The organism is Salegentibacter sp. Hel_I_6, assembly GCF_000745315.1.
GTDB lineage: Bacteria > Bacteroidota > Bacteroidia > Flavobacteriales > Flavobacteriaceae > Salegentibacter.
On sequence record NZ_JQNQ01000001.1, the window covers coordinates 403,917 to 427,665 of the forward strand.

At 36.2% G+C, this 23,749-nt stretch carries 16 protein-coding genes and 1 other RNA gene; 11 read left to right on the forward strand and 6 right to left on the reverse strand.

Annotation, left to right across the window (positions count from 1 at the left end; all coding sequences use genetic code 11):
* Positions 1 to 32 precede the first annotated feature (32 nt).
* Positions 33 to 1,469 (reverse strand): ATP-dependent RecD-like DNA helicase, encoded by a 1,437-nt coding sequence (locus tag FG27_RS01855; protein WP_037314725.1) that lies wholly within the window; start codon positions 1,467 to 1,469, stop codon positions 33 to 35.
* A gap of 119 nt (positions 1,470 to 1,588) precedes the next feature.
* Here FG27_RS01855 and FG27_RS01860 point away from each other — a divergent pair, with 119 nt between their 5' ends.
* The 4 genes from FG27_RS01860 to FG27_RS01875 are packed head-to-tail and all read left to right on the forward strand — an operon-like array spanning position 1,589 to position 4,005.
* Entirely contained in the window at positions 1,589 to 2,239 is a 651-nt protein-coding gene (locus FG27_RS01860) for a hypothetical protein (protein ID WP_037314728.1), read from the forward strand.
* Positions 2,226 to 3,044 (forward strand): DUF3822 family protein, encoded by an 819-nt coding sequence (locus tag FG27_RS01865; RefSeq protein WP_037314731.1) that lies wholly within the window; start codon positions 2,226 to 2,228, stop codon positions 3,042 to 3,044. Before FG27_RS01860 ends, FG27_RS01865 begins: the two co-directional genes overlap by 14 nt.
* Positions 3,041 to 3,583 (forward strand): RsmD family RNA methyltransferase, encoded by a 543-nt coding sequence (locus FG27_RS01870; protein WP_037314734.1) that lies wholly within the window; start codon positions 3,041 to 3,043, stop codon positions 3,581 to 3,583. The genes FG27_RS01865 and FG27_RS01870 overlap by 4 nt, the downstream gene beginning before the upstream one ends.
* A 50-nt stretch (positions 3,584 to 3,633) precedes the next feature.
* A complete protein-coding gene (locus tag FG27_RS01875) occupies positions 3,634 to 4,005 on the forward strand; it encodes a hypothetical protein (RefSeq protein WP_037314737.1) in 372 nt (123 codons plus the stop codon).
* On the opposite strand, the gene rnpB is transcribed toward FG27_RS01875, so the two are convergent.
* Positions 4,003 to 4,324, reverse strand: an RNA gene (gene rnpB, locus FG27_RS18835) — RNase P RNA component class A. The genes FG27_RS01875 and rnpB overlap by 3 nt on opposite strands.
* 133 nt (positions 4,325 to 4,457) lie before the next feature.
* On the opposite strand from rnpB, the gene FG27_RS01880 reads away from it, so the two are divergent.
* Both FG27_RS01880 and FG27_RS01885 read left to right on the forward strand, forming a co-directional pair.
* Positions 4,458 to 6,290, forward strand: coding sequence for a DNA polymerase III subunit gamma/tau (locus FG27_RS01880; protein WP_037321902.1), 1,833 nt, complete (start codon positions 4,458 to 4,460; stop codon positions 6,288 to 6,290).
* Positions 6,291 to 6,292: 2 nt separating this feature from the next.
* Entirely contained in the window at positions 6,293 to 6,874 is a 582-nt protein-coding gene (locus FG27_RS01885; protein WP_037314740.1) for a tRNA-(ms[2]io[6]A)-hydroxylase, read from the forward strand.
* 72 nt (positions 6,875 to 6,946) lie between these two features.
* Here the strand turns inward: FG27_RS01885 and FG27_RS01890 are convergent, their stop codons facing one another.
* From FG27_RS01890 to pdxH, 4 genes are all read right to left on the reverse strand, one after another.
* Positions 6,947 to 7,843, reverse strand: coding sequence for a Ppx/GppA phosphatase family protein (locus FG27_RS01890; RefSeq protein ID WP_037314743.1), 897 nt, complete (start codon positions 7,841 to 7,843; stop codon positions 6,947 to 6,949).
* Between the two features lie 62 nt (positions 7,844 to 7,905).
* A complete protein-coding gene (ppk1, locus tag FG27_RS01895) occupies positions 7,906 to 10,026 on the reverse strand; it encodes a polyphosphate kinase 1 (protein WP_037314746.1) in 2,121 nt (706 codons plus the stop codon).
* A gap of 3 nt (positions 10,027 to 10,029) precedes the next feature.
* The gene (locus tag FG27_RS01900; protein ID WP_037314748.1) at positions 10,030 to 10,515 is read right to left on the reverse strand and encodes a histidine phosphatase family protein; all 486 of its coding nucleotides are present in this window, start codon (positions 10,513 to 10,515) and stop codon (positions 10,030 to 10,032) included.
* 78 nt (positions 10,516 to 10,593) lie between these two features.
* The gene (gene pdxH / locus FG27_RS01905) at positions 10,594 to 11,241 is read right to left on the reverse strand and encodes a pyridoxamine 5'-phosphate oxidase (protein WP_037314752.1); all 648 of its coding nucleotides are present in this window, start codon (positions 11,239 to 11,241) and stop codon (positions 10,594 to 10,596) included.
* 346 nt (positions 11,242 to 11,587) lie between these two features.
* Here pdxH and FG27_RS01910 point away from each other — a divergent pair, with 346 nt between their 5' ends.
* The 5 genes from FG27_RS01910 to FG27_RS01930 all read left to right on the forward strand — a co-directional run bounded on the left by FG27_RS01910 (position 11,588) and on the right by FG27_RS01930 (position 23,702).
* Positions 11,588 to 12,028: a hypothetical protein gene (locus FG27_RS01910; RefSeq protein ID WP_231563231.1), complete on the forward strand. Its 441-nt coding sequence runs from the start codon at positions 11,588 to 11,590 to the stop codon at positions 12,026 to 12,028.
* Between the two features lie 411 nt (positions 12,029 to 12,439).
* Positions 12,440 to 12,946, forward strand: a complete 507-nt coding sequence (locus tag FG27_RS01915; RefSeq protein ID WP_037314755.1) for a hypothetical protein — start codon at positions 12,440 to 12,442, stop codon at positions 12,944 to 12,946.
* Positions 12,947 to 12,972: 26 nt separating this feature from the next.
* Complete coding sequence (locus FG27_RS01920; protein WP_037314759.1) at positions 12,973 to 20,898, forward strand: HYR domain-containing protein; 7,926 nt, start codon at positions 12,973 to 12,975, stop codon at positions 20,896 to 20,898.
* Between the two features lie 12 nt (positions 20,899 to 20,910).
* Positions 20,911 to 21,822, forward strand: a complete 912-nt coding sequence (locus FG27_RS01925; protein WP_037314762.1) for a type IX secretion system membrane protein PorP/SprF — start codon at positions 20,911 to 20,913, stop codon at positions 21,820 to 21,822.
* A 17-nt stretch (positions 21,823 to 21,839) separates the two neighbouring features.
* On the forward strand, positions 21,840 to 23,702 hold the full coding sequence (locus FG27_RS01930; RefSeq protein WP_037314765.1) for an OmpA family protein: 1,863 nt from the start codon (positions 21,840 to 21,842) through the stop codon (positions 23,700 to 23,702).
* Positions 23,703 to 23,749: the final 47 nt, after the last annotated feature.

The following is a 23,749-nucleotide window of genomic DNA, read 5'->3' on the forward strand; positions in this document are numbered from 1 at the left end:
TTTTAAAATTTGAATTGAAGCAGATATAAAAACTATTTATTTACGAAAAAATCGTCTTTAAAACCTATTAAATATAGTTTGTTTGTTGCCCGTGTTACAGCGGTGTAAAGCCATCTTAAATACTCTTTCCCAACACCTTCAGGCAGGTAAGGCTGCTCAATAAAAACCGTATTCCACTGCCCACCCTGTGATTTATGACAGGTCATCGCATAAGAAAATTTAATCTGTAAGGCATTAAAGAATTTATTGTTCTTCACCTTCATGAACTTCTTGTATTTAGAAGTTTCATCTTCATAATCTTTCATCACTTCCTGGTAAAGTTGGTTAGATTCTTCATAGGAAAGTGAGGGCGTATTGCTGGTTAGCGTATCTAACATCACCACGGTTTCAAAAGGTCGCATTTTAGGATAATCTACCATTTGCACCTGTACTTCGGCAAAGCGAAAGCCGTAAAGCTCTTTAATCCCGAAAATTTCCAAAACTTTTACAATATCCCCATTGGCTATAAAACCGGCTTCAGAACTGGGTTTAACCCAAAAATAATTATTCTTCACCACCATAAGATAATCTCCAGCTGAAATTTCCTCTTCCTGGAACAAAATTCTAGACCGAATTTGTTGGTTATACAAATTTGCCCTTTTATTTGATCTTACTATAAAACTGGTTTCTTCATTACCCAACTCATTATAACATTCCTCAATAGCATTCATAATTTCATAACCGTCCTGCAACCTTATAACATCTGCTTTTGAGGTGATTTCAAACTGAAAACTATCGTAAAAACCGTCTTGCAAGCTTTGTCTTATTTTCGTGGCATTTAATAAAATATCACTTTCTTCGGCTTGTCTAACAACTTCATCCAGTTCAATATGAAGTACGTCCTTATTATAAGAAAACTGAAGTTTCTCAGCTTCCAGTGCCGGGCTAATTTCCATTTTTACAGGTGGAAGCTGTGCAGTATCTCCTATTAAAATAAGCTGACAATTTTGACCTGAATAGACATATTGAATAAGATCGTCTAACAAACTTCCATTTTCCATTAATTTGGAATTTGTTGGCGTATCAGAGATCATTGAAGCTTCATCTACAATAAAAATGCTGTTTTTATGCTTATTTGGTTGAAGGACAAATTGAACCCCGCTCCCACCACTTTTCTTTGGAAAATAAATTTTTTTGTGAATGGTAAAAGCTTCCTTTTTAGAATAATTAGAAATTACTTTAGCAGCCCTTCCAGTGGGTGCCAGTAGCACCCCAGATTTTTTAATTTTCCAAAGATTTTTAACCAGGGTACTAATTATGGTGGTTTTACCAGTCCCGGCAAAACCTTTAAGCATAAAAAGTTCTTCCTTATTATTGTTTAAAACAAAACGAGAAAGTTGTTGCAAAGCAAGATCCTGTCCTGCTTTAGCCGTAAAACCCAGATCGCTTAAAAGAAGTTTATAAAACCCGGAAGCATCGAGATTTTCCATAGATATTTATAAAAAATCAAAGATAGGAAGGGATTTTTAGGAAAGAAACTTTTACGAATAAAAAAAAATTGTAGATTTGTCGTGAAACACTAGTAATTTTAAAACAAAATTTAAAAAGCATGAGACTTGCAATTCAATTACTTCTTTGGGTGGTTATCATTGGTTTAGCCTACCTTACTTTTAATGCTGTTTACGAACCAATTCAGTTTACTAAAGTTAAAGAAAAGCGTTATGCCAAAGTAGTTGAAAACTTAAAGGACATTCGTAATGCTGAACTGGCACATAAAGAAATTGTAGGTTCTTTCGAAGATGATTTTGATAAGTTGGTGAGATTTTTAGATACTGCTGAATTTGCAGTTACACAACGTCGTGATACCACAGTTTTAGACGAAGAATATAAAAAACAATACGGAGTTGATGAATATATTGAAAAAGTAATTGTTGACACACTTAGCTTTGTACCAGTACGAGATTCATTGTTTAAAGGTGATAAAGAGCGTTATTCTAATATGATTAATATACCGATAGAAGGTGTAGATGCTAAGTTTGAGCTTGACGCAGGAACTATTAAAAAAGGACAATCTGATATTCCGGTATTTAGAGCAAGAGTTGCAAAAAGTGTAGTACTTCAAGGATTAGATAGAGAGCTTATTTTACAACAAAACCAAGTGCAATCTGTAGATGATATAAACGGACGTTATATCAACGTTGGCTCGCTTGAAGAAGTTAACACAAAAGGAAACTGGCCAACTCAGTATGGCGACGAATAATAGCAAAAAACAAATAAATTTAGAACTGTCCATTCAGGTTTCCCTGGATGGACTTTCTTTTTGTACCCTAAATTCAGCTGAAAAAGAATTGGTTCAATTCAAAAAAATCCGCTTTCCCCAACAGCTTGATCCGGTTAAATTACTGGATGAAATTCACAAAATTTATGCTGAAGAAAATAGCATTGCTGAAGCCACCCAGGTAAAATTAATATTTGATAATGCCCTTTATAGTCTTGTTCCGGGAGAATTTTTTAAAGAAGAAAATGCTTCTGATTACTTAAAATTCAATACCAAAATCCTTAAAACCGATTTTATTGCTCACGAGGAAATTGGAAATACAGGAATTATTAATGTTTATATTCCATATACCAACATAATTAATTTCTTCTTTGAAAAATTTGGGGAATTTGAATATCAGCATCTCAATACTGTTTTAGTAGAAAATTTATTGGCACTACCAAAAACCGACAGGCCACAAATATATGCCCATATTAAAAATAAGCAGTTTGAACTGGTAGTGATAGACAATGGAAAACTATTACTTTGTAATTCTTTTAGTTTTATTGAAAAGGAAGATTTTTTATATTATATTCTCTTCACTGCTGAACAACTTAATTTGAATCCCGAGCGATTCAGGTTAATATTACTGGGAGCTATTACCAAGGCTTCTCCCCTTTTTAAAATTGCTTTTAAATATATTAAGCATATAGAGCTCTTGGAGACCAATTTCAGCTTTAATAAGGAAAATGAACTTTCTGCTTTAAATGAATTGGAAGATTATGTTTTATTAAAATCATTTACATGAGAATTATTTCGGGAACACATAAAGGAAAAAGATTAATTGCTCCAAAAAAGCTACCGGTACGCCCTACTACCGATATGGCTAAGGAAGCCCTCTTCAATATCCTGAATAATAATTTTCAGTTTTCGCATCTTAGTGTGCTTGATCTATTTTCAGGAACCGGTAATATCGCCTACGAATTTGCTTCGCGTGGTAGTGAAGAAGTTACCGCAGTAGATGCCAATTTTGATTGCGTGAAATTTATTAAGAAGACTTCCAACGAATTAGATTTAAACATAAATACAATTAAAAGTGATGTTTTTAAGTTTCTTGAAAAAGCTTTTGTAAAGGCTGATATAATTTTTGCCGATCCTCCTTATGATTTCGATAAAGAGAAATTCCTTAAAATCCCCGAACTTGTTTTTGAAAAAAATCTACTTAATCACAATGGTCAATTAATTATTGAGCATTCTAAACATACTGATCTCTCAGATTTTCCTAACTTTAGAGAAGGACGACGCTATGGAGGTTCGGTATTTAGTTTTTTTGAGAATGCAGAATAAATTCTTCTATTGAAGAATCAAGCTAATCCTGGCTTACAAATTTGATTTTTATGACGGAGTGGATTAAGAAAATTGAACTTATTGATATTTCCCTGGAATTTTATGAAGGAATGGTAATTTCTGAAGTGAAAGACGATGTGGTTTTTGAAATACAACACGTAGAACAAATTCTAAGAATTTGCAATGAGGTTTATGAAGGTGCAGATTTTGTTTACATATCTAACAGGAAGAACAACTACAACGTGAATCCCACCATTTATTTTGAATTGAAAGACGTGAAGTCGTTATTGGGAATAGCAATTGTTAGCGAACGTTTTGAAGCTTTAAAAGTGGCTAATTTTGAAAAACAATTCTCCCCGGTTCCTTTTGATATTTTCTCGAATCTGGAAGAAGCCCGAGCCTGGGCAAAAACATTTTTATAAAAAAGCAGGCCTGTAATCCGGATTCTGTTCCTCCCGGTAAAACCGGAATTCCCCTTATCATTTATCTCAGGTTTTTGTTGCCAAAAACTTTTAGCTGCCTACCCTCCGATAGCAAGCGAGCAGCTTGCAAACACCGGTTTACATGGCATTGCACCGCATAGAGTTTACCTGATTTCACTACAGCATTACCTGTACATCCTTTCTGTTGCACTAGTCCTGATCCCAAATGGAACCGGTGGGCGTTACCCACTATGCCGCTCTTTGGTGTCCGGAATTTCCTCCACCGAATAAATTCGTTGGCGATAAGGCGGCCTGCTTCTACAAAGGTAGTTTTTTACAAGGCATAGCAATTAAAAAATTGTTGATTTCTTGGCTTTAATTGTTTAAAAATATAAGTGATAGCCTTAGAACTTAAGGTGGCTATTTTTATATTTGTAGCTCAACAAAATTCAATGGAACATTTTATAGTATCAGCTCGTAAGTACCGCCCACAAACTTTTAAAGATGTGGTTGGCCAACAAGCCATTACCAATACTTTAAAGAATGCCATTGAACACAATCACCTGGCACAGGCTCTCTTATTTACAGGGCCTCGTGGAGTAGGAAAAACAACCTGCGCACGTATCCTGGCCAAAATGATTAACCACGATGGTACGCAAAGCCCAGATGAAGATTTTGCATTTAATATTTTTGAACTCGATGCCGCTTCTAACAACTCGGTAGACGATATCAGAAATTTAATAGACCAGGTGAGAATTCCACCACAGGTTGGGAAGTATAAAGTATATATTATAGATGAGGTACACATGCTCTCTCAGTCGGCTTTTAATGCATTTCTAAAGACATTGGAAGAGCCGCCTCAGCACGCTATTTTTATTTTGGCTACTACTGAAAAGCATAAAATAATCCCGACCATACTTTCTCGTTGCCAGATCTTCGATTTTAAAAGAATTACGGTAAGTGACGCTAAAAATTATCTAGGATATATCGCCGAGCAAGAAGGAGTAAGTGCTGATGAAGACGCGCTGAACATTATTGCGCAAAAGGCTGACGGGGCGATGCGAGATGCGCTTTCTATCTATGATCGTGTGGTTAGTTTTAGTGGAAAAGAACTAACAAGACAAGCGGTTACCGAAAATCTTAACGTGCTGGATTATGATACTTATATTAAAGTAACCGATCTTATTTTATCGAATAATATCCCGCAATTACTACTTAGTTATAATGATATTCTTTCTAATGGATTTGATGGGCATCATTTTATTAGCGGTTTAGCTTCTCACTTTAGAGATCTTTTGGTATGTAAAGATCAAAAAACTATTCAGTTACTGGAAGTTGGGGAACAAACAAAAGCTCGCTATTTTGAACAAGCTTCAAAAACCGATCATCAGTTTTTAATTAAAGCTATAGATCTGGCAAATGAATGTGACCTGAAGTATAAAACAAGTCAAAACCAACGTTTGTTGGTAGAACTTTCATTAATGCAGCTTGCCTCTATCACTTTTGATGGAGAAAAAAAAAAGTTTGAACAAGCAATAATTCCGGCTTCGGTTTTTGAAAAGCAACCTAACACGCTTTCTTCAGAAGAAAAAGTTATGGTTCGCGAAAATGAACATGGAGAGACTTCAGCAGAACCTCCAAAGGAAAATCAGTTGCCTTCAGGAGAAAATAAAATTCCAGATAGTCATTGCGCAGATGATAAGGAAGATGATTATCATTCAGATAAAACTATTGTTCCCGAAGCGAAAGAAGAAGAAAAAGAACCTGCTCCGGTTCCTCCAGCTCCAGAACCAAAACCGGTTACCGATCACGAAATAAAAAAGGAAAAGGTTTCTGGACTATCTCTAAAAAGTATTCAGAAAAAACGGGAAATAGAAGCCCGGCTACAAGAGGCTTTACCTTCAAAAGAGGTGGTATTAAACGGTGAATTTACCGAAACACAATTGCAGGCCACCTGGAATGATTATGTGAAACGCATAAAGAAGCAGGGATCTAAAATTCTCGCTTCCATTCTTGAAACCGATTTACCCAAACTACAGGACAAAAATCGTATTGTTATAGAATTACCTAACGAAACGATGAAAATTAACCTGGAGCGAGAACAGAATAAATTGATGTCTTACCTGAAGCAAAAACTTCAGAATACAGAAATTAGGTTAGTGATTAATGTTAATGAGCAGTCGGCCAAGAAATATGCCTTCACTCCTATTGAGAAATACAACAAACTAAAGGAGAAAAATCCTCTAATAGATAAACTAAGAAGTACATTTGATTTAGACGTATAGATATGCTAGGACTAAAACTTCCCACCGACCCACGTTGGGCTAATATTGCTGAAAAAAACATCGAAGAAATTCTTATAGATCACGCCTATTGTGAACAGAAAGCGGCTTCTACAGCAATTTCCTTAATTGTTTCTTTCCCCGAATATACCGAGTTGGTAGATGAAATGATCGCTTTATCCAGGGAAGAAATGGGACATTTTAAAATGGTTCACGAGCAGCTTTTAAAGCGTGGCTATGTTTTAGGAAGAGATAGAAAAGATGAATATGTAATAAAATTACTTGGTTTCTTTCCAAAAGGTGGTAGTAGAACCACGCAATTAGTTCACCGGCTCTTAATCGCAGGATTAATTGAAGCCAGGAGCTGCGAACGTTTTAGGTTACTTTCAGAAGAATTAAAAGATGAGGAACTCGCCGATTTTTATCATAGGTTAATGATTAGTGAAGCCAACCATTACACGATGTTCCTAAAATTTGCCAGAAAATATGGTGACCGGGAAGAGGTTGATAAAAAATGGCAGGATTTGCTGGATTTTGAAGCTGATATAATGAAAGATCTAAGCAAAGATAAATCCATTCACGGTTAATCTTTTTTAAATCTAAAAGCCCAGAATATCCGTTTTTAGGAATCTGGGCTGGTTTAGAAAATTTAAAAAAGTCTACTTATTTTTTCCGTTATAAAGTGATTTTATAATTCCGTCGGCAAGTCCAATTTTAGGAACGAAAATCTTATCGGCTCTCGCCCACTTCATAGAATTCAAGTAAATTTTTGAAGCCGGAATAATTACATCTGCCCGGTCACTCTTAAGCTGAAGGTCCATAACGCGTTCCTCGTAGCTCAAAGAATTCAGTAAATCATTATACTTTTTAATATAAGCCAGGCTTAAAGGTTTTCCTTCTTTTTTACCACTGGTTTTAAAGATATTATTGATATTCCCACCAGATCCAATTAAATCGATATCCTTATAAGGCTTTGTAGTTTCCCTAACCCATTTCTCCATTTCATCCCAGGCGCCATCTTCAACTAGATCATTTAGCAAGCGAACAGTTCCAACTTTAAAAGATCTTGAAGCAACAGTTTTCCCGCCGCTGTATAAGGTATATTCTGTACTACCACCACCTACATCAACATACAGGTAGTTGCAATCATTTTTAATAAGTTCGTGTAAATCTGTGGCAGCGATTATAGCGGCTTCGTGGTTGCCATCTATAATTTCTATTTCCATGCCGGTTCTGGACTTTATTCTCTCAACTACTTCCGCTCCATTTTTGGCTTCTCGCATTGCCGAAGTAGCACAGGCTTTATATTTAACGATTCCGTGAGATTTCATTAAAAGATTAAAAGCCTGCATGGTATCTACCATACGCTCAATATTTTTTTCTGAAATCACATTGGTTTCAAAAACATCTTCTCCCAGTCTAATAGGAACCCTTACCAGCGATGTTTTTCTAAAATCTGTTTCTTCTCTTCCTTTTTGTTCTGTAATGGTAGAAACAAGAAGTCTAACGGCATTGGAACCTATATCTATTGCTGCGTAGTTTTTTTGTGTAATCACGAGTTTTAATTTTATATCGACTCAATAAGTGAGATTAATAAATATTGAAGTTTTATACTTGGTTATTTTTTATGGTATTTTTCTGCCTCGCTGTCAGACAATTTATTTAAATAATAATCATATAATTCAAATTGAGAACGCAGCTTTTTAGACTTGCTGTTTCTATAAGCGTTATCCTGTTTTTCGGTGATCATCCTTGCCTTTACATTATCGTGCCAGCTAATATCAAAAGTTTCTATTATTTCCTGTTTAATAGCCTCATCATAAATTGGGCAGGAAATTTCAACACGTAGGTCCAGGTTTCTGGTCATCCAATCGGCTGAGGAGATATATACTTTTGAATTTCCAGCGTTTTTAAAGATGAAAACACGCGGATGTTCCAAAAATTTATCTACAATACTAATCACTTCAATATTATCACTAAGTCCTTCTACCCCGGGAATAAGGCAGCAAACTCCCCGAACAATAAGTTTAATTTCTACTCCTGCCTGGCTTGCCTGGTAAAGTTTATCAATCATAGGATAATCTGAAAGACTGTTGAGCTTTAAGGCTATTCCTGAAGGTTTACCCTCTTTAGCATTTTCTATTTCTTTTTGAATCAAGCCCACAAAAGCATTTCTACTATAGTGTGGCGAAACAATTAAATGCTTGTATTTATTAACTTTATAATTGATCTCGAAGAAGTCGAAAACCTTATTCACTTCTTTCAAAATTTCGGTATGAGCAGTAAATAAGGTATAATCGGTATAAATACGCGAAGTAGATTCATTGAAATTTCCCGTACTAATAAATCCGTAACGCTTCATTTTTCCTTCCTCTTCCCGCTCTATTACACAAGCTTTACAATGCACTTTAAGTCCGGGGACACCAAAAATAAGTTGCACTCCTTCGGCCTGCATTTGCTCAGCATAACGAATATTGGCGACTTCATCAAAACGGGCCCTTAGTTCAATTTGAACAATTACTTTTTTACCATTTTTCACCGCATTAATTAAAGAACTGGCGATGTGAGATATTTTCGCTAATCTATATATGGTAATTTTTATGGTTCTCACCTTAGGATCTAATGCAGCTTCTCGCAAAAACTTAACCGTATAGGCAAAACTTTGATATGGCGCGTATAATAGAAAATCTTTCTTTGCAATACTACCAAATAGGCTGGTTTGCAAAATTAGCCCTGGGATTGGTAACGGATCAATAGGCTTGTAGAGTAAATCTTCACGTCCCAGGCTGGGAAAGTTCATATAATCCCTTCTATTATGATAACGCCCACCGGGGATAATACTATCGGTAGATTCTATTCCCATTTTATTCATCAAATATGAGAGAGTGTCTTCGGCGATATTCATATCGTAAACAAACCGCACAGGTTCTCCTTTTATCCGATCTTTAACGCTGCTGGAAATTTTTTCAATAAAGCTTTTACTAAGATCACTATCAATGTCTAATTCGGCATCCCTTGTAATCTTTATCATATGAGCCGAAATACTTTCGTATTCAAAAATATTGAAGATAGTCCCAAGGTTATAGCGTATCAAATCGTCTAGTAAAATAATATACTGATTTCCATTCTCTTCGGGTAGCACTACAAAACGTTCAATACTTCGTGGAATTTCTATGAGAACATATTTACGGTCTTTTTCGGTTTTATCTAACACTTTTGAAATTCCCTTTTGTGGAATTTCATCTTTCATCACCATTTTAACTGCCAGATAGGCGGCACTATCTTTTAAGCTGGGGATTTCAGGAAGGTCATTGAGAATAATCGTTACTAACGCGGGGCTTACTTTGGAAAGGAAAAAGTTTTTGATAAATTTTTCCTGAGAATCAGAGACTTGTTGCTCGTTTATAATATGAATATTATGATCTTTTAACTGATGCTGAATATCATGTAAAACCTTTAAACTTTCGGCCTGGTGGTTTATTACAATTTTAGTGATTTCTTCAAGAAGTTTACTGGCCTTTATGCCGCCAAGAACACTTTTTCCTGCTTTACCGGCTAGATCAATTCTTTTAACAGTTGCATATCTAACTTTAAAAAACTCGTCTAAATTATTAGAGAAAATTCCCAGAAATCTTAATCTTTCTATAAGTGGTACCGTTTCATCTTCGGCTTCCTGTAATACCCGTGCATTAAATTGTAACCAACTAAGTTCTCTGTTTAAATATTTTTTCTGCGGCATAAATTAGCGTAGGTTTTTAGGGAATAATTGAAGTAAGGTTTTACCGTTTTTAATATTTTTCCAGCTATCAGATTCGAAATCTATTACGCAAAGTCCTGTGGTAGGCAAATTATCAAGGGCTTTATCTCCCAGCTGATTCACTAAACCTGTCATAGCAGGATTGTGACCAAAAACCATTAATTTTTCAATGTTAGCTGGACAACTATTAATAATGGCTAATAATTGATTTTCATCAAAAGTATAAAGTTCTTTTTTAATTGTGAACCTGTCTTCTGGAATTTCTAATTCTTCCTTAAAAAGTTGAGCCGTAGTATTTGCCCTAACTGCTGGACTACTCCATAAGGTTAAATTTCCGCTTTGAAATTCTTTGAAAGTTTTCAATACTACTTCAGCGTCGTGATAAGCACGTTTCTTAAGTGGTCTCTTTTCATCGGGTAAATTATTTTCCCATGAAGATTTACCGTGTCTAACGAGAATTAGTCTTTTCATTTCTTTACCAATTTAACCCTTTAAAGGGATTATTATATTCCTATACTTTTTTTAAAGCCAACATTATGTTGGTTCATTTTAAGGCGCCAATCGGTTTCGCTCCCACATATCTTTTTCTATGAATTCGTAAATAATCCTATCGTGTAGTCGATTGTTTCTACCCTGCCAAAATTCAAAACTTCGGGGGCTTACAATGTAACCTCCCCAATGTAAAGGTCGTTCAACTTCTTTACCCTTATATTTTTCTTCTAATTTCTTTATTTCATCCTCTAATTCTTCTCGTGATCCTACAATATTACTTTGGTTAGAGGCCCAGGCACCCAGTTGGCTCCCACGTGGCCGGGATGCAAAATAAGAAGATGAATCTTCTTCTGAGGTCTTCATTGCAATTCCTTTTATAATTACCTGGCGCTCTAAAGCAGGCCAGAAAAATGAAAGACAAACTCTTGGATTTTCCTCTATATCCCTGGCTTTTTCTGAATTATAATTAGTGTAAAAACTAAACCCATCTATCCCAAAGGATTTCAGGAGAACAATACGATTCTTGGGAAAACCTTCAATTCTGCAGGTGGCTAAACTCATGGCATTTACTTCTGCTATTTCCGGATGCGCTTCTGCTTCCTCAAACCATGCGGTAAATAAGGTTAAAGGAACCGGAGGAATATTTTCTTCTAAAAGCTCGCTTTTTCCGTAACTCTGTCTATAATCTTTAAGACTTTTCTGCATTATATTTTGCTTTGCTGCAATTTACAAGATTTAGGCAGAAGCCGGAAAATATTTAAATAAGATTACAGATGAAAATGCTTGATCTGTAAATAATCTATAGATGAACTGCTATTCATCTCCTTTATTTACCAAAATATATCGATGAAAAACATTAGGTAAATTCATTTTTTACATTTAATCCATTTTAAAAGTAATACGGCTAAAAGTTTGAAATATAATTCATTGTAAGAGAGTTGTGTCCTAAATTTGTTTGAAACACTTAAATAGTAGCTTTTTTTAAAACAGTATAAACAAGTCAGGACTAATGAATTTTCTAAAAAATAACTTGCCGATCAAAAGAAATTTTTTGAAAAAAATTTTAATAGTCATTATTTCCGTTAGTTTGGGTAGTTGTACCGCCGGAATGACTAATCCCGATAGTTATCAAAGAAATCACGAGGTCTTTGCGGTAGACTTTAATCCACATAATCTAAATGAATTAAAGATCTATAAAATGGATGAAGGGGATTGGATCCCTTTTGAAACAACCAAAAATGGAAACGGAGAACGTTATAGTATAGAGGTAGACAATGACTTTCTAACCGTTATATCACATAAAAATAAAATGGATGTCCCTACCTATCAAACCTGGTTAAATTATGCTAGAGAGCAATTAGGATATAGAGTACAGGATGAATATGATATTTTTACCACAATTGAAGAAGGTTATATCTACGAAATAGATCTTCAAGAACACCCTTTAATAGAAGGAGAAGAACATAGAATTTTGATGTATGAACTAAAATAAAAGTTCTAAATTTTTAAATTTTAAAACCACCTGTACAGGTGGTTTTTTTATGCAAAGAATCGCGTTTATTTATGTTTCGGTAATAATTTTTTGAAATTTCCACCCCCTGTTTTCCCTTAATTTTACCTCATATTTTGCTTTTGAACGAAAAAAGACACGTTTACATCTAAAAAAAATTGCAATCCCCATATTTAAGAGATTTTCACAGTAATTTTATACCAAGCTTAACATTTAAAAATAGGTCATCCCCCAAACTTTCCTATAAAATTTTTAAAAAATTTAAGTCTCCCCAAACGGATCTGTTTTATAAAAACAATTCCACATTGATCCTTCCCTATGGATTAGTGCTTGTTTATTAATTAAAATTTAGAAAAAACTATCCAGCAATAACTGGATTTTAAACTATTAGTTATGAAAGTAATTAGCTTCTATGGAATAATCCTAACCTTTCTAATAGCAAACACATTTACTGTGAGTGCTCAGGATTCTTACACTATAACCAATTTCGACGAATTAATTAAACAAAATTCGAACAGCAATAGAAATCAACAGAGCTATAGTGAGGAAGAAATTGAAATACTTAAGAGTCTTATTTTCGATTTAAATCCATTAATAATTATAAATGGCACCGAGAGTAAAAAACTGGGAGAAGGTAACCCTAAACTGGTTATCGTAAAGTCTGACAACTTATCTCAATTAGCTTCCAATATCGAAGAAATGCAAAATGTAATATTACTCAATATTAAACATTCTTTGAGCACTACACCTGGCTTACTGGATCTGAGTGCTATAAAAATCTCATCCTTAAAATATGTTTTGATAGAATGTGACTTTGAATGTAATACAAGAAATATTGAGAAGATATTAAAGAACACTTCTAGCGTAAAAGTGTTATACAGGACAACTTTAGAACAATAAGACTATCCACCTATAAACTCAGGATTATGGAAAAAAACTACTTTAAAGCTAATTTTATCACTTTAAATTTTAGCCTTGTTATATTCACGCTATTTTTTATATCCCTGGATACAAACGCCCAGGTAATCAAAGAATTTCAGCAACGAACTTCTCAATACTCTACTAGCAAGAAGATCTATAATTTAAAGGGAGATTTCACTATGATTGGGAATACTAATCTTAGCCTTTGGTTCTATGATGATAATACTAATAATAGCAACAACTTTATGAGGTTTGTTGATGCAGATGAAGATGATTCTACTAAAAACTCCTCTTCAGCGATTCTGCAGTTTTCTAACGAAAATGAGGCTAACCCCGAATGTTCAAATATAGTATATGCGGGACTTTACTGGTCTGGACGAACTAATAGTTCTGGGAATATAAACGATAAAAGGAAAATTAAATTAAAGGGACCAAATAATAGTAATTATCAAAATTTTACTGCAAACCAAAATGATATTCTATTCCCGGGGCCATCAAATATGTATGCTGCCTATGTGGAAGTTACCGAATTGGTAAGGAATAACGGTACTGGTGAATATTGGGTTGCCGATATGGAACTGAGTGAAGGTAATGGTGGTGCTACCGGATACTACGGTGGCTGGGGAATGATTGTGATTTACGAAAATTCCCAGATGAACTGGCGGGATATTACTGTTTTTGATGGTTATGCACACGTAGAAGGAAATGTTGTGGCAAACTATCAGTTACCAGTTTCAGGATTTAACACAGCACAATCCGGACCTGTTAATATGAAAATGGGAATTATGGCTGGGGAAGGTGATATAGCTATTTCAGGAGACTATTTTCAAATTAAGAAAAATAATAGCAATTCCTGGTTAAGTCTTTCCCACGATCAAAATACCTCAAATAATTTCTTCAATTCCTCTATTGAAAATAATGGAACTGGAAGAACACCTAATTTATCTAATAATACAGGGATAGATATAAGTATGTTCAATATTCCCAATCCTGAGAATTCCGTTATTGGTAATAATCAAACCAATACTACCTTTAGATATGGTTCTACGCAAGATACTTACTCCATTTTTTCCATAGCCATGTCGGTAGATGCTTACATCCCTGAAATTGAAGGGGTTTCAACTTTGAGCGCAATTAATGGAAATATGGCAGGTAATCCTCCATATAATGCAGTACCCGGTGACGAATTAAGCTATAAGGTAGAATTAAAAAATAAAGGGACAGAAAATGTAGAAGACGTAAAAGTGGTGATTCCTGTTCCATATAACGCTGATTACCTTCCTAATAGTCTATCACCCAATTTTTATTTCTCTCCCATTCCTCAAAATACCGAAGTATATTTTGATCCTACTTTAGGTGCAACCGGATCAATAGTGTGGGAAATAGATGAATTACCGCTGGCCAACAGTACAAATGATATTTTAGCCGATCTAACCATAAAATTTGGGGTAACTAAAAATTGTACTATTCTTTCCAATATCTGCCCGGGTTTTGATCTTATAAGATTTAATGGAAATATTAGTGGTCGCGGAGCTATAACAGGTACTACTTTTCAAAATAAAGGTCTTATCCAGGGTTATGAAACCGAAGGAACCTGCCAGGGTGAACCTATTACTACTCCTTTTGAAGTAGCCATAGACGCTACCAATTTTCGAGCTGAAAATTGCCAAAATTCAGATGAAGCAAGAAAATTTGTGTATTGTAATAGAGAAGATCCAATAGGTATTGCTGAGATCAATTCAGGATTTCCTAATGGAACAAGATTCTTTAACGAATCTCCGGTAACAAGTAACAGTACCGAATATACTCCCAATAATCCCATTCCAAATAATTCGGGTGCTACTGAATATTATGCGGTAATCCCGGGAACCGAGAATTGCGCAATACCTTTTACTATAGAAATTACAACTATAGCTTCGGTACCGGAAACTGAATCAATCACTTATTGCATTGACGATGAGGCAAATATATTAACAGCTGTAGCCACTAATCCCGATTTCAATTTATATTACTACATCAGCGAAGACGATACTTCACCCAAAGTTCAGATTATTCCATCCACTTCGCAGTCTGGTGAATTCATCTATTATGTTGCTGAAGGAGAATCGGCAAGTTGTATAAGCCCTAACAAGGCTCCAATTAAGGTTTCCGTAATAGGAGAACCAGAAATTACAGCACCTCAAAATCAAACAATTCAAACTTGTGATAAAGACTTTATAGACTACTCCATTCCGGGCTTGTCTAATAACTTTACAACTATTACTCAGCAAGTTTTTACAGATTTAGGTGGAAGCATTTCTTTTACTGAAGAGATTGAAAATATAAGCTATAAAGATATTTTACAACAACAGTCACCGGCAGTTTATCAGCGAATCTTCAGAATTACTTATGAATGTGGAAATATAGATGTTCAACAATCGCTTACGTTAGAAAATGTTAAAACACAACTGGAGCCTGTTTATACTAAAAAAGATCCTACCTGCGAGAATGAAAATGGAGTATTGACAATCACCAATTTTAATACTGATTATATTTATGAATTGAATTCAGCTACAGGAAATCTTGAATTAAATAATGCAACTAGTTCACTATCACCAGGGGTTTATACCTTATCAGTTGCTTTAAATGAATGCGTTTATACAACCAATAGTTTTGAAGTTCTACCTGCACCAGCCCTGCCTGAAACTCCTGAAATCATAGAAGTAGCTCAACCCACCTGTAATGTTGAAACAGGGAAGATTACGGTTAATGCTACTGAGGGATATTTATACAGTCTTGATGGAGAAATTTTCCAGGAATCAAACATTTTTGAAGAACTTTCACCTGGAAATTACGTGATATATGCTCAAAATGAAGATGAGTGTATCTCCCAGCCCTCTAAGAATGTAATTATCGAAGAAAATGAAGGTAGTCCTGAGCTACCAGAAGCCACTGTTTCTCAACAGCCGACTTGCCAAGATACTACCGGAACCATTTCGGTAACTACTGTAGAGGGAATTACTTATACTTTGCTTGATTCAAATGAAAATACATTAAACAATGCTATCGAAAACGGAGGTTTCAGTAATCTTTTAGCTGGAACTTATTTCGTTCAGGCAAGCAATGGAGATTGTGAAGCAACTTCTGAAGCAATTATCATTGAAGAAAACGAAGGAAGTCCGGCCCAACCAGAAGCCGTTGTTTCTCAGCAACCGACTTGCGAAGATACTACCGGAACGATTTCGGTAACAAATGTTGAGGGAATTACTTACACCCTTCTTGATGAAAATGAAAACGCTTTAAATAATGCAATTGAAAACGGAGATTTCAGTGGTTTAGCAGCTGGAACTTATTTCGTTCAGGCTAGTAATGGAGATTGTGAAGCAACTTCTGAAGCAATTGTGATTGAAGAAAACGAAGGAAGTCCGGTGCAACCAGAAGCCTTTGTTTCTCAACAACCAACTTGCGAAGATACCACCGGAACAATTTCAGTAACTACTGTAGAGGGAATTACTTATACTCTTTTAGATTCAAATGAAAACGCTCTAAGCAATACTATTGAAAATGGAGAATTTAGTGATATAGCCGCTGGATCTTATTTTGTACAAACCAGCAATGGAGATTGTGAAGCGATTTCAGAAGCAATTATCATCGAAGGAAACGAAGGAAGTCCTGAGCTACCAGAAGCAACTATTTCTCAGCAACCGACTTGTGAAGATACTAACGGAGCAATTTCGGTAACTACTGTTGAGGGGATTACTTATACCCTACTAGATGAAAATGAAAATGCTTTCAATAATGCAATCGAAAACGGGGTATTCAGTGATTTAGCTGCAGGAACTTATTTTATCCAGGCTATTAATGGAGATTGCGAAGCGATTTCTGAAGCAATTGTGATTGAAGAAAATCAAGGAAGTCCAGAGCAACCAGAAGCCACTGTTTCTCAGCAACCAACTTGCGAAGATACTACCGGAACAATTTCAGTAACTACTGTAGAGGGAATTACTTATACTCTTTTAGATTCAAATGAAAACGCTCTAAGCAATACTATTGAAAATGGAGAATTTAGTGATATAGCCGCTGGATCTTATTTTGTACAAGCCAGCAATGGAGATTGTGAAGCGATTTCAGAAGCAATTATCATCGAAGGAAACGAAGGAAGTCCTGAGCTACCAGAAGCAACTATTTCTCAGCAACCGACTTGTGAAGATACTAACGGAGCAATTTCGGTAACTACTGTTGAGGGGATTACTTATACCCTACTAGATGAAAATGAAAATGCTTTCAATAATGCAATCGAAAACGGGGTATTCAGTGATTTAGCTGCAGGAACTTATTTTATCCAGGCTATTAATGGAGATTGCGAAGCGATTTCTGAAGCAATTGTGATTGAAGAAAATCAAGGAAGTCCAGAGCAACCAGAAGCCACTGTTTCTCAGCAACCAACTTGCGAAGATACTACCGGAACAATTTCAGTAACTACTGTAGAGGGAATTACTTATACTCTTTTAGATTCAAATGAAAACGCTCTAAGCAATACTATTGAAAATGGAGAATTTAGTGATATAGCCGCTGGATCTTATTTTGTACAAGCCAGTAATGGAGATTGCGAAGCGATTTCTCAAGCAATTGTGATTGAAGAAATTCAAGGAAGTCCAGAGCAACCAGAGGCCATTGTTTCTCAGCAACCAACTTGCGAAGATATTACCGGAACAATTTCAGTAACTACTGTTGACGGAATTACTTATACACTTTTAGATTCAAATGAAGACGCTCTAAACAATACTATTGAAAACGGGGAATTCACCAATTTATCAGCTGGAACTTATTTTATCCAGGCAAGCAATGGAGACTGTGAAGCAATTTCTGAAGCGATTTTGATCGAAGAAAACGAAGGAAGTCCTGAAGCTCCAGTCATTACTGCGGTTACTAATACAACCTGTGAAGAAAATAATGGTATCATAGAGTTTGAGCTTAGTGAAGGTTTATCTTATATATTAAAGGATAGCGAGGAAAATGAATATTCTCACGAAAATGGAATCATTTCAAATTTGGCATCCGGAACCTATTACCTGGTAGCGCAGAATAATGATTGCGAAACCACTTCGGAAGTAATTGTTGAAGCAGATCTAGATGAAGAGGCACCGGTAATCATCTCATGTCCTACTGATTTAACAAGCGTAGCTGCTGACGAAGGAATGTGTTCTGCTTCTAATCTTGAACTTGGCGATCTTGTTGCTGAAGATAATTGTAATTCAGAATTAAGTATAACCAACGATGCTCCGGAAGTATTTGAACCTGGAGAAACAATCGTAACCTGGACTGTAAGCGATCTAGCTGGAAATGAAGTTATTTGTACACAAACCATCACAGTAATCGACAACCAGGCGCCGGTAATTGCTGATGTGGAAACTATCAATACAACTGCTGATGTTGATACCTGTGGCGCGATGATAGAAATTGCTGCTCCGCAAGTTAACGATAACTGTTCCGTTGGAATAGTAAGCGGAACCCGGGATGATAACCAGCCTTTAGATGCTGAGTATCCGGTAGGAACAACAACTATTATCTGGACAGCAACCGATGAAAATGGAAATGAAGCTGAGTCCGTTACTCAAACTGTTAATGTAGCAGATAACCAGGCGCCGGTAATTGCTGATGTGGAAACTATCAATACAACTGCTGATGTTGATACCTGTGGCGCAATGATAGAAATCGCTGCTCCGCAAGCTAATGATAACTGTTCCGTAGGAAATGTAATTGGAACCCGGGATGATAACCAGCCTTTAGATGCTGAGTATCCGGTAGGAACTACAACTCTTACCTGGACAGCAACCGATGAAAATGGAAATGAAGCTGAGCCCGTTACTCAAACCGTTAATGTTGAAGATAATCAGGCGCCGGTAATTGCTGATGTGGAAACTATAAATACAACTACTGACGCTGATACTTGTGGTGCAATGATAGAAATTACTGCTCCACAAGCTAACGACAACTGCTCTGTTGGAATGGTAAACGGAACCCGTGATGATAGTCAGGCTTTAGAGGCGGAATATCCGGTAGGAATAACAACTATTACCTGGACCGTAACGGATGAAAATGGAAATCAGGCGGAACCGGTGATTCAAACCGTAATGGTAACTGACAACCAGTCACCGGTAATTGAATGTCCTGAAAATATGATTTTTAGTACTGAATCCGGTGTTGATTTCGCAACAGTGAATTTTGAGAATCCGTTAGCCAGCGATAATTGTGAAGTGAATGTAGAACAAACCGGTGGAGCTACTTCTGGTTCTCAGTTTCCAATTGGCACGAACACTGTAACTTTTACGGCTACCGATGCTTCTGGAAATACTACCCAGTGTAGCTTTGATATCATCGTTGAAGATACTGAAAATCCAACTTTAGAATGCCCATCAGATATTATAAGTAGTACTGATAGCGGAATTTGCGGTGCTATTGTAGAATTTGAAATCCCCGAAGGTTTCGATAATTCGGGTAATGTAACTGTGGAACAAACCGCGGGTCTTTCTTCGGGAGAAGTATTTCCAGTGGGAACTACCACTATAACCTTTACCACTTCTGATGAAGCTGGAAATACAGCAAGCTGCAGCTTTGAAATAAGTGTAGTTGATGATGAAGCTCCGGTTATTGAAGATAAGAATGATATCACGGTAAATACCGATCCTGATTTATGCGGTGCCATTGTAGACTACGAGCTTCCTTCTGCAACTGATGATTGTGGATTAGAAAGTATAGCAATTACAGAAGGTTTGGCTCCTGGATCTGAATTTCCATTAGGACAAACAACCGTAACCTATACCGCAATTGATGTGAATGGTAATTCGGTTAATTCCAGCTTTGTAGTTACTGTCATAGATAATGAAGTTCCGGTGATTGCCTGTCCGGAAGATATTAAATTAAACGTTGAATTTGGAACCGAGACTGTAGTAGTGAATTATGCTACTATTTCAGCTACAGATAATTGTTCAGAAACGAATATAGAGCTAATCGAAGGTTATGCGTCTGGAGAAGAATTCCCTTTAGGAGAAACTATCGTGACTTATGAAGTTACTGATGCTTCAGGAAATACCGCGAGCTGTTCCTTTACAGTTAGTGTAGAAGAAGATCCGGAAGAAACTCCGCCTGCACCAACTGTCCCAGAAGTTGATTTAATTCAGCCAGATTGTGTTACACCAACCGGGGTAATCCTTATTAATACTGAAGACGGACTTATCTATAGTATTGATGGAGAAAACTATTTAGCTGTTGAGGAATTTACAGAGCTTGAACCGGGAATCTATCAGGTAACCGCCAAAGATGAGTTTGATCAAATTTCCGAAGCTACCATAGTAACATTGGAAGAACCGATAGCCAGTGAGATTGAAACCAGCACAATTAGTCTTTGTATAGACGACTCTACTTTTGATCTTTTTGAACTGCTTGAAGGCGAATATGACACTTCAGGTGTTTGGGTAGATACCGAAGAAACAGGAGCATTAATCAGGGACTTTATTGACCCGGCAATGTTGGCCATAGGCACCTATACTTTTGAATATCAACTTAACAATGGCAGCTGTAGTTCTACCACAGAGGTTACTGTTTCTATAAACGATGATTGTGTAGTATTACCTTGTAGCCTGGAAGATATTCGATCTAGTATTTCAAAGGCCGTAACTCCAAGAAATGGCGGCCCAAGTGACAACAAAAACGATTATTTCACCATAGATTTTGCCAGTGAATGTGGATTCACTTACGACCTGATGATCTTTAACCGATGGGGTAATAAAATTTATGAGGCCACGAACTATCAAAACGATTGGGATGGCTATTCTACAAATTCGGCAACAAGTTCTAATCAATTGCCATCAGGAACATACTTCTATATTCTGGAAATTAGAAATAGCGGCTTTGACCCATTACAAGGTTACATCTATTTAGGAACAAAATAAAAACAGAAAACTATGAAATACTTATACCTACTCCTATTCTGTCTTATGTTTTCCATATCTGGTTCAGCGCAGCAATTACCGCAGTTTACCCAGTATATGTATAATACCATATCTATAAATCCCGCTTATGCCGGGAGCAGGGACGGGTTCTCTATAACCGCCTTAAATCGTAATCAATGGGCCGGAGTTAGCGGAGCACCAAATACCCAAACGCTATCTGTTCATTCTCCACTTACTAACGACAAAGTGGGTCTTGGACTTTCGGTTATTAACGATAAAACCGGTTATGAGAATTACACCTATGCTTACGGAGATTTTGCTTATCGCTTAGATTTTAGCAATGATATCTCTCTGGCAATGGGTTTAAAGGCAGGAATGAGTTACTATAACCTGGATCAGGAATTATTTACCGATCAGCAGGTTTTGAATGATCCATTCTTTGAAGATCGGTTTAATAAATGGACTCCCAATTTTGGGATTGGTTTCTATCTTTCTTCCCAAAAATGGTATGTGGGAGCATCTGCTCCTAAGCTAATCAACAACAACAATCACGAGTATAGTGAGTTTTTAGCTATGGAACAGATTCATTATTATCTTACCGGTGGATATGTTTTTGATTTAAATGAAAACCTGAAATTCAGACCTACTTCTTTGCTAAAAATGACTAGTGGTGCCCCGCTTTCTGTAGATTTCTCCGGAACAATGATCTTCAATGAGCAATTTTACCTGGGAGCCAACTGGCGGATAGATGACGCTCTGGGCGCATTTCTGGATATTGAACTTTTTGATGGTTTTAGAGCTGGTTATGCCTATGAATATTCAATTTCAGATATTAGACCATACACCTCTGGATCTCATGAGATCTTACTTATTTATGAGTTTAGGTTCCAGAAAACCCGTTATAAATCTCCCCGATTCTTCTAAAATAAACGTTGCTAATTATGAAAAAACTATACTATTTAAGCCTATTTTTCTTCGTGTTTAGCATGTCGCTACAGGCACAATACGGCAAACAAAAAAAGGCAGATAAACTTTATAATAACCTGGCTTATATGGAAGCGGTAGAGATTTATAAAGATCTTATTGAAAACGATTATAGCACCAGGGACAACAGATTAAAGCTGGCCGAGACTTATATGAAATTAAGAAGCCCCGAAAATGCGGTTTTCTATTATGAAGATATACTTAAAGACTCTTCTGAAGTTTCTGCGGAATATTATTATGAATACGCAAAAGCATTACGAGGCGTAAAAAGATATGATGAATCGCGGGAATGGCTACAAAAGTATTTGGATAGTAAGGGTAAAAAATCAGGTAGAATGAACAATATACTGGAAAGTAAGCCTGCTGAAATTCAAACTACCTATACCCTAGAAAAAAGTGATTTTAATTCAGAATTCAGTGATTTTGGAGCTTTTAAGCAAAATGGTGAAACCTATTTCGTTTCAGCAAGAAATTCAGAGAATTCAGATAAAGAATATTCCTGGAATGAAGAGCCATTTTTAGATATCTATAAATTAAATTCCAGCGGTGAGGCCTCCCCTATTTCCGGAGAAATCAATACTAAATTGCATGATGGGCCTGTAAGTATTAGTCCAGATGGAGAAACTCTTTACTTTACCAGAAATAACTATTTTCAGAATAAAGAGGGAAAAAGAGATAAGGAAGCTACCAATCATTTAAAGATCTATTCAGCGCAAAGATCTGGGAATAGCTGGGAGAATATTCAGGAATTACCTATAAACAATAATGAATATTCTGTGGGCCATCCCTCGGTTTCTGAAGATGGAAGCAGCCTTTATTTCACCTCAAATATGCCGGGCGGTGAAGGCGGCACCGATCTTTATAAAGTTTCTATAAATGGCAATAATAGCTTTGGAAATCCAGAAAACCTGGGAGATTTAATTAATACCGCTGAAGATGAAAGTTTTCCTTTTATAGATGAAGAAGGAGCGCTTTACTTCTCTTCCACCGGCCACGGTGGTTATGGTTTAGCCGATATTTATAAAATTAATTTAAAAGATGAGACTTCTGAAGTTCAAAACCTGGGAGAAACTATAAATAGCAATCTTGATGATTTTAGCTATTTCAGGGAATCTGGCAGTAATGCAGGGTTTATAGCTTCAAACAGAGAGGGATCAGATAATATTTACGGGTTTAATCAATTACTGCCTCTTATATTAAAAGGAACAGTTACAGATGCAGTAAATGGAGATCCTATCGCTCAAGCAACAATTAGGCTTTTTGATGAAAATAACGAGCAAATCGCATTTTTGGAAACTGATGAAGATGGAAATTACCAAACTACTGTAAATAGAAATGTGCAGATTCCTCTGGAAGCAAAACAAATAGAATACAAAAATTTTAATGATACCCTAAGCACCCAGGATATGGAAGATTCTGAGGAAATGGAATATAATATCGCATTACAACCGGTTGCCGATGTTGATTACCTTGCAGAAATTAAAAATATTTATTTCGACTTCGATAAAAGTAATATTCGTCCAGATGCCGCAAAAGAATTGGATAAGCTTGTCACATTAATGCAAGAGAAATATCCCGATCTGGTACTGGAAATTGGATCGCATACGGACAAAAGAGGTAGTGAAATATACAACGAAGCTTTGGCAAAACGCAGGGCAAAAGCTACACGCGACTATTTAGTAGAAAATGGAATAAGCGAAGATAGAATTAAAGAAGAAGGTTATGGTGAGCGCCAACCGGCAATAGAATGTGATAGATGTTCTAAAGAAGAACATCAACTTAACCGACGTTCTATGTTTAGCGTTTTAAAAATGGAATAAGATAATATTGACTTGAATAAAAAAAGGTTCAGCAAATGCTGAACCTT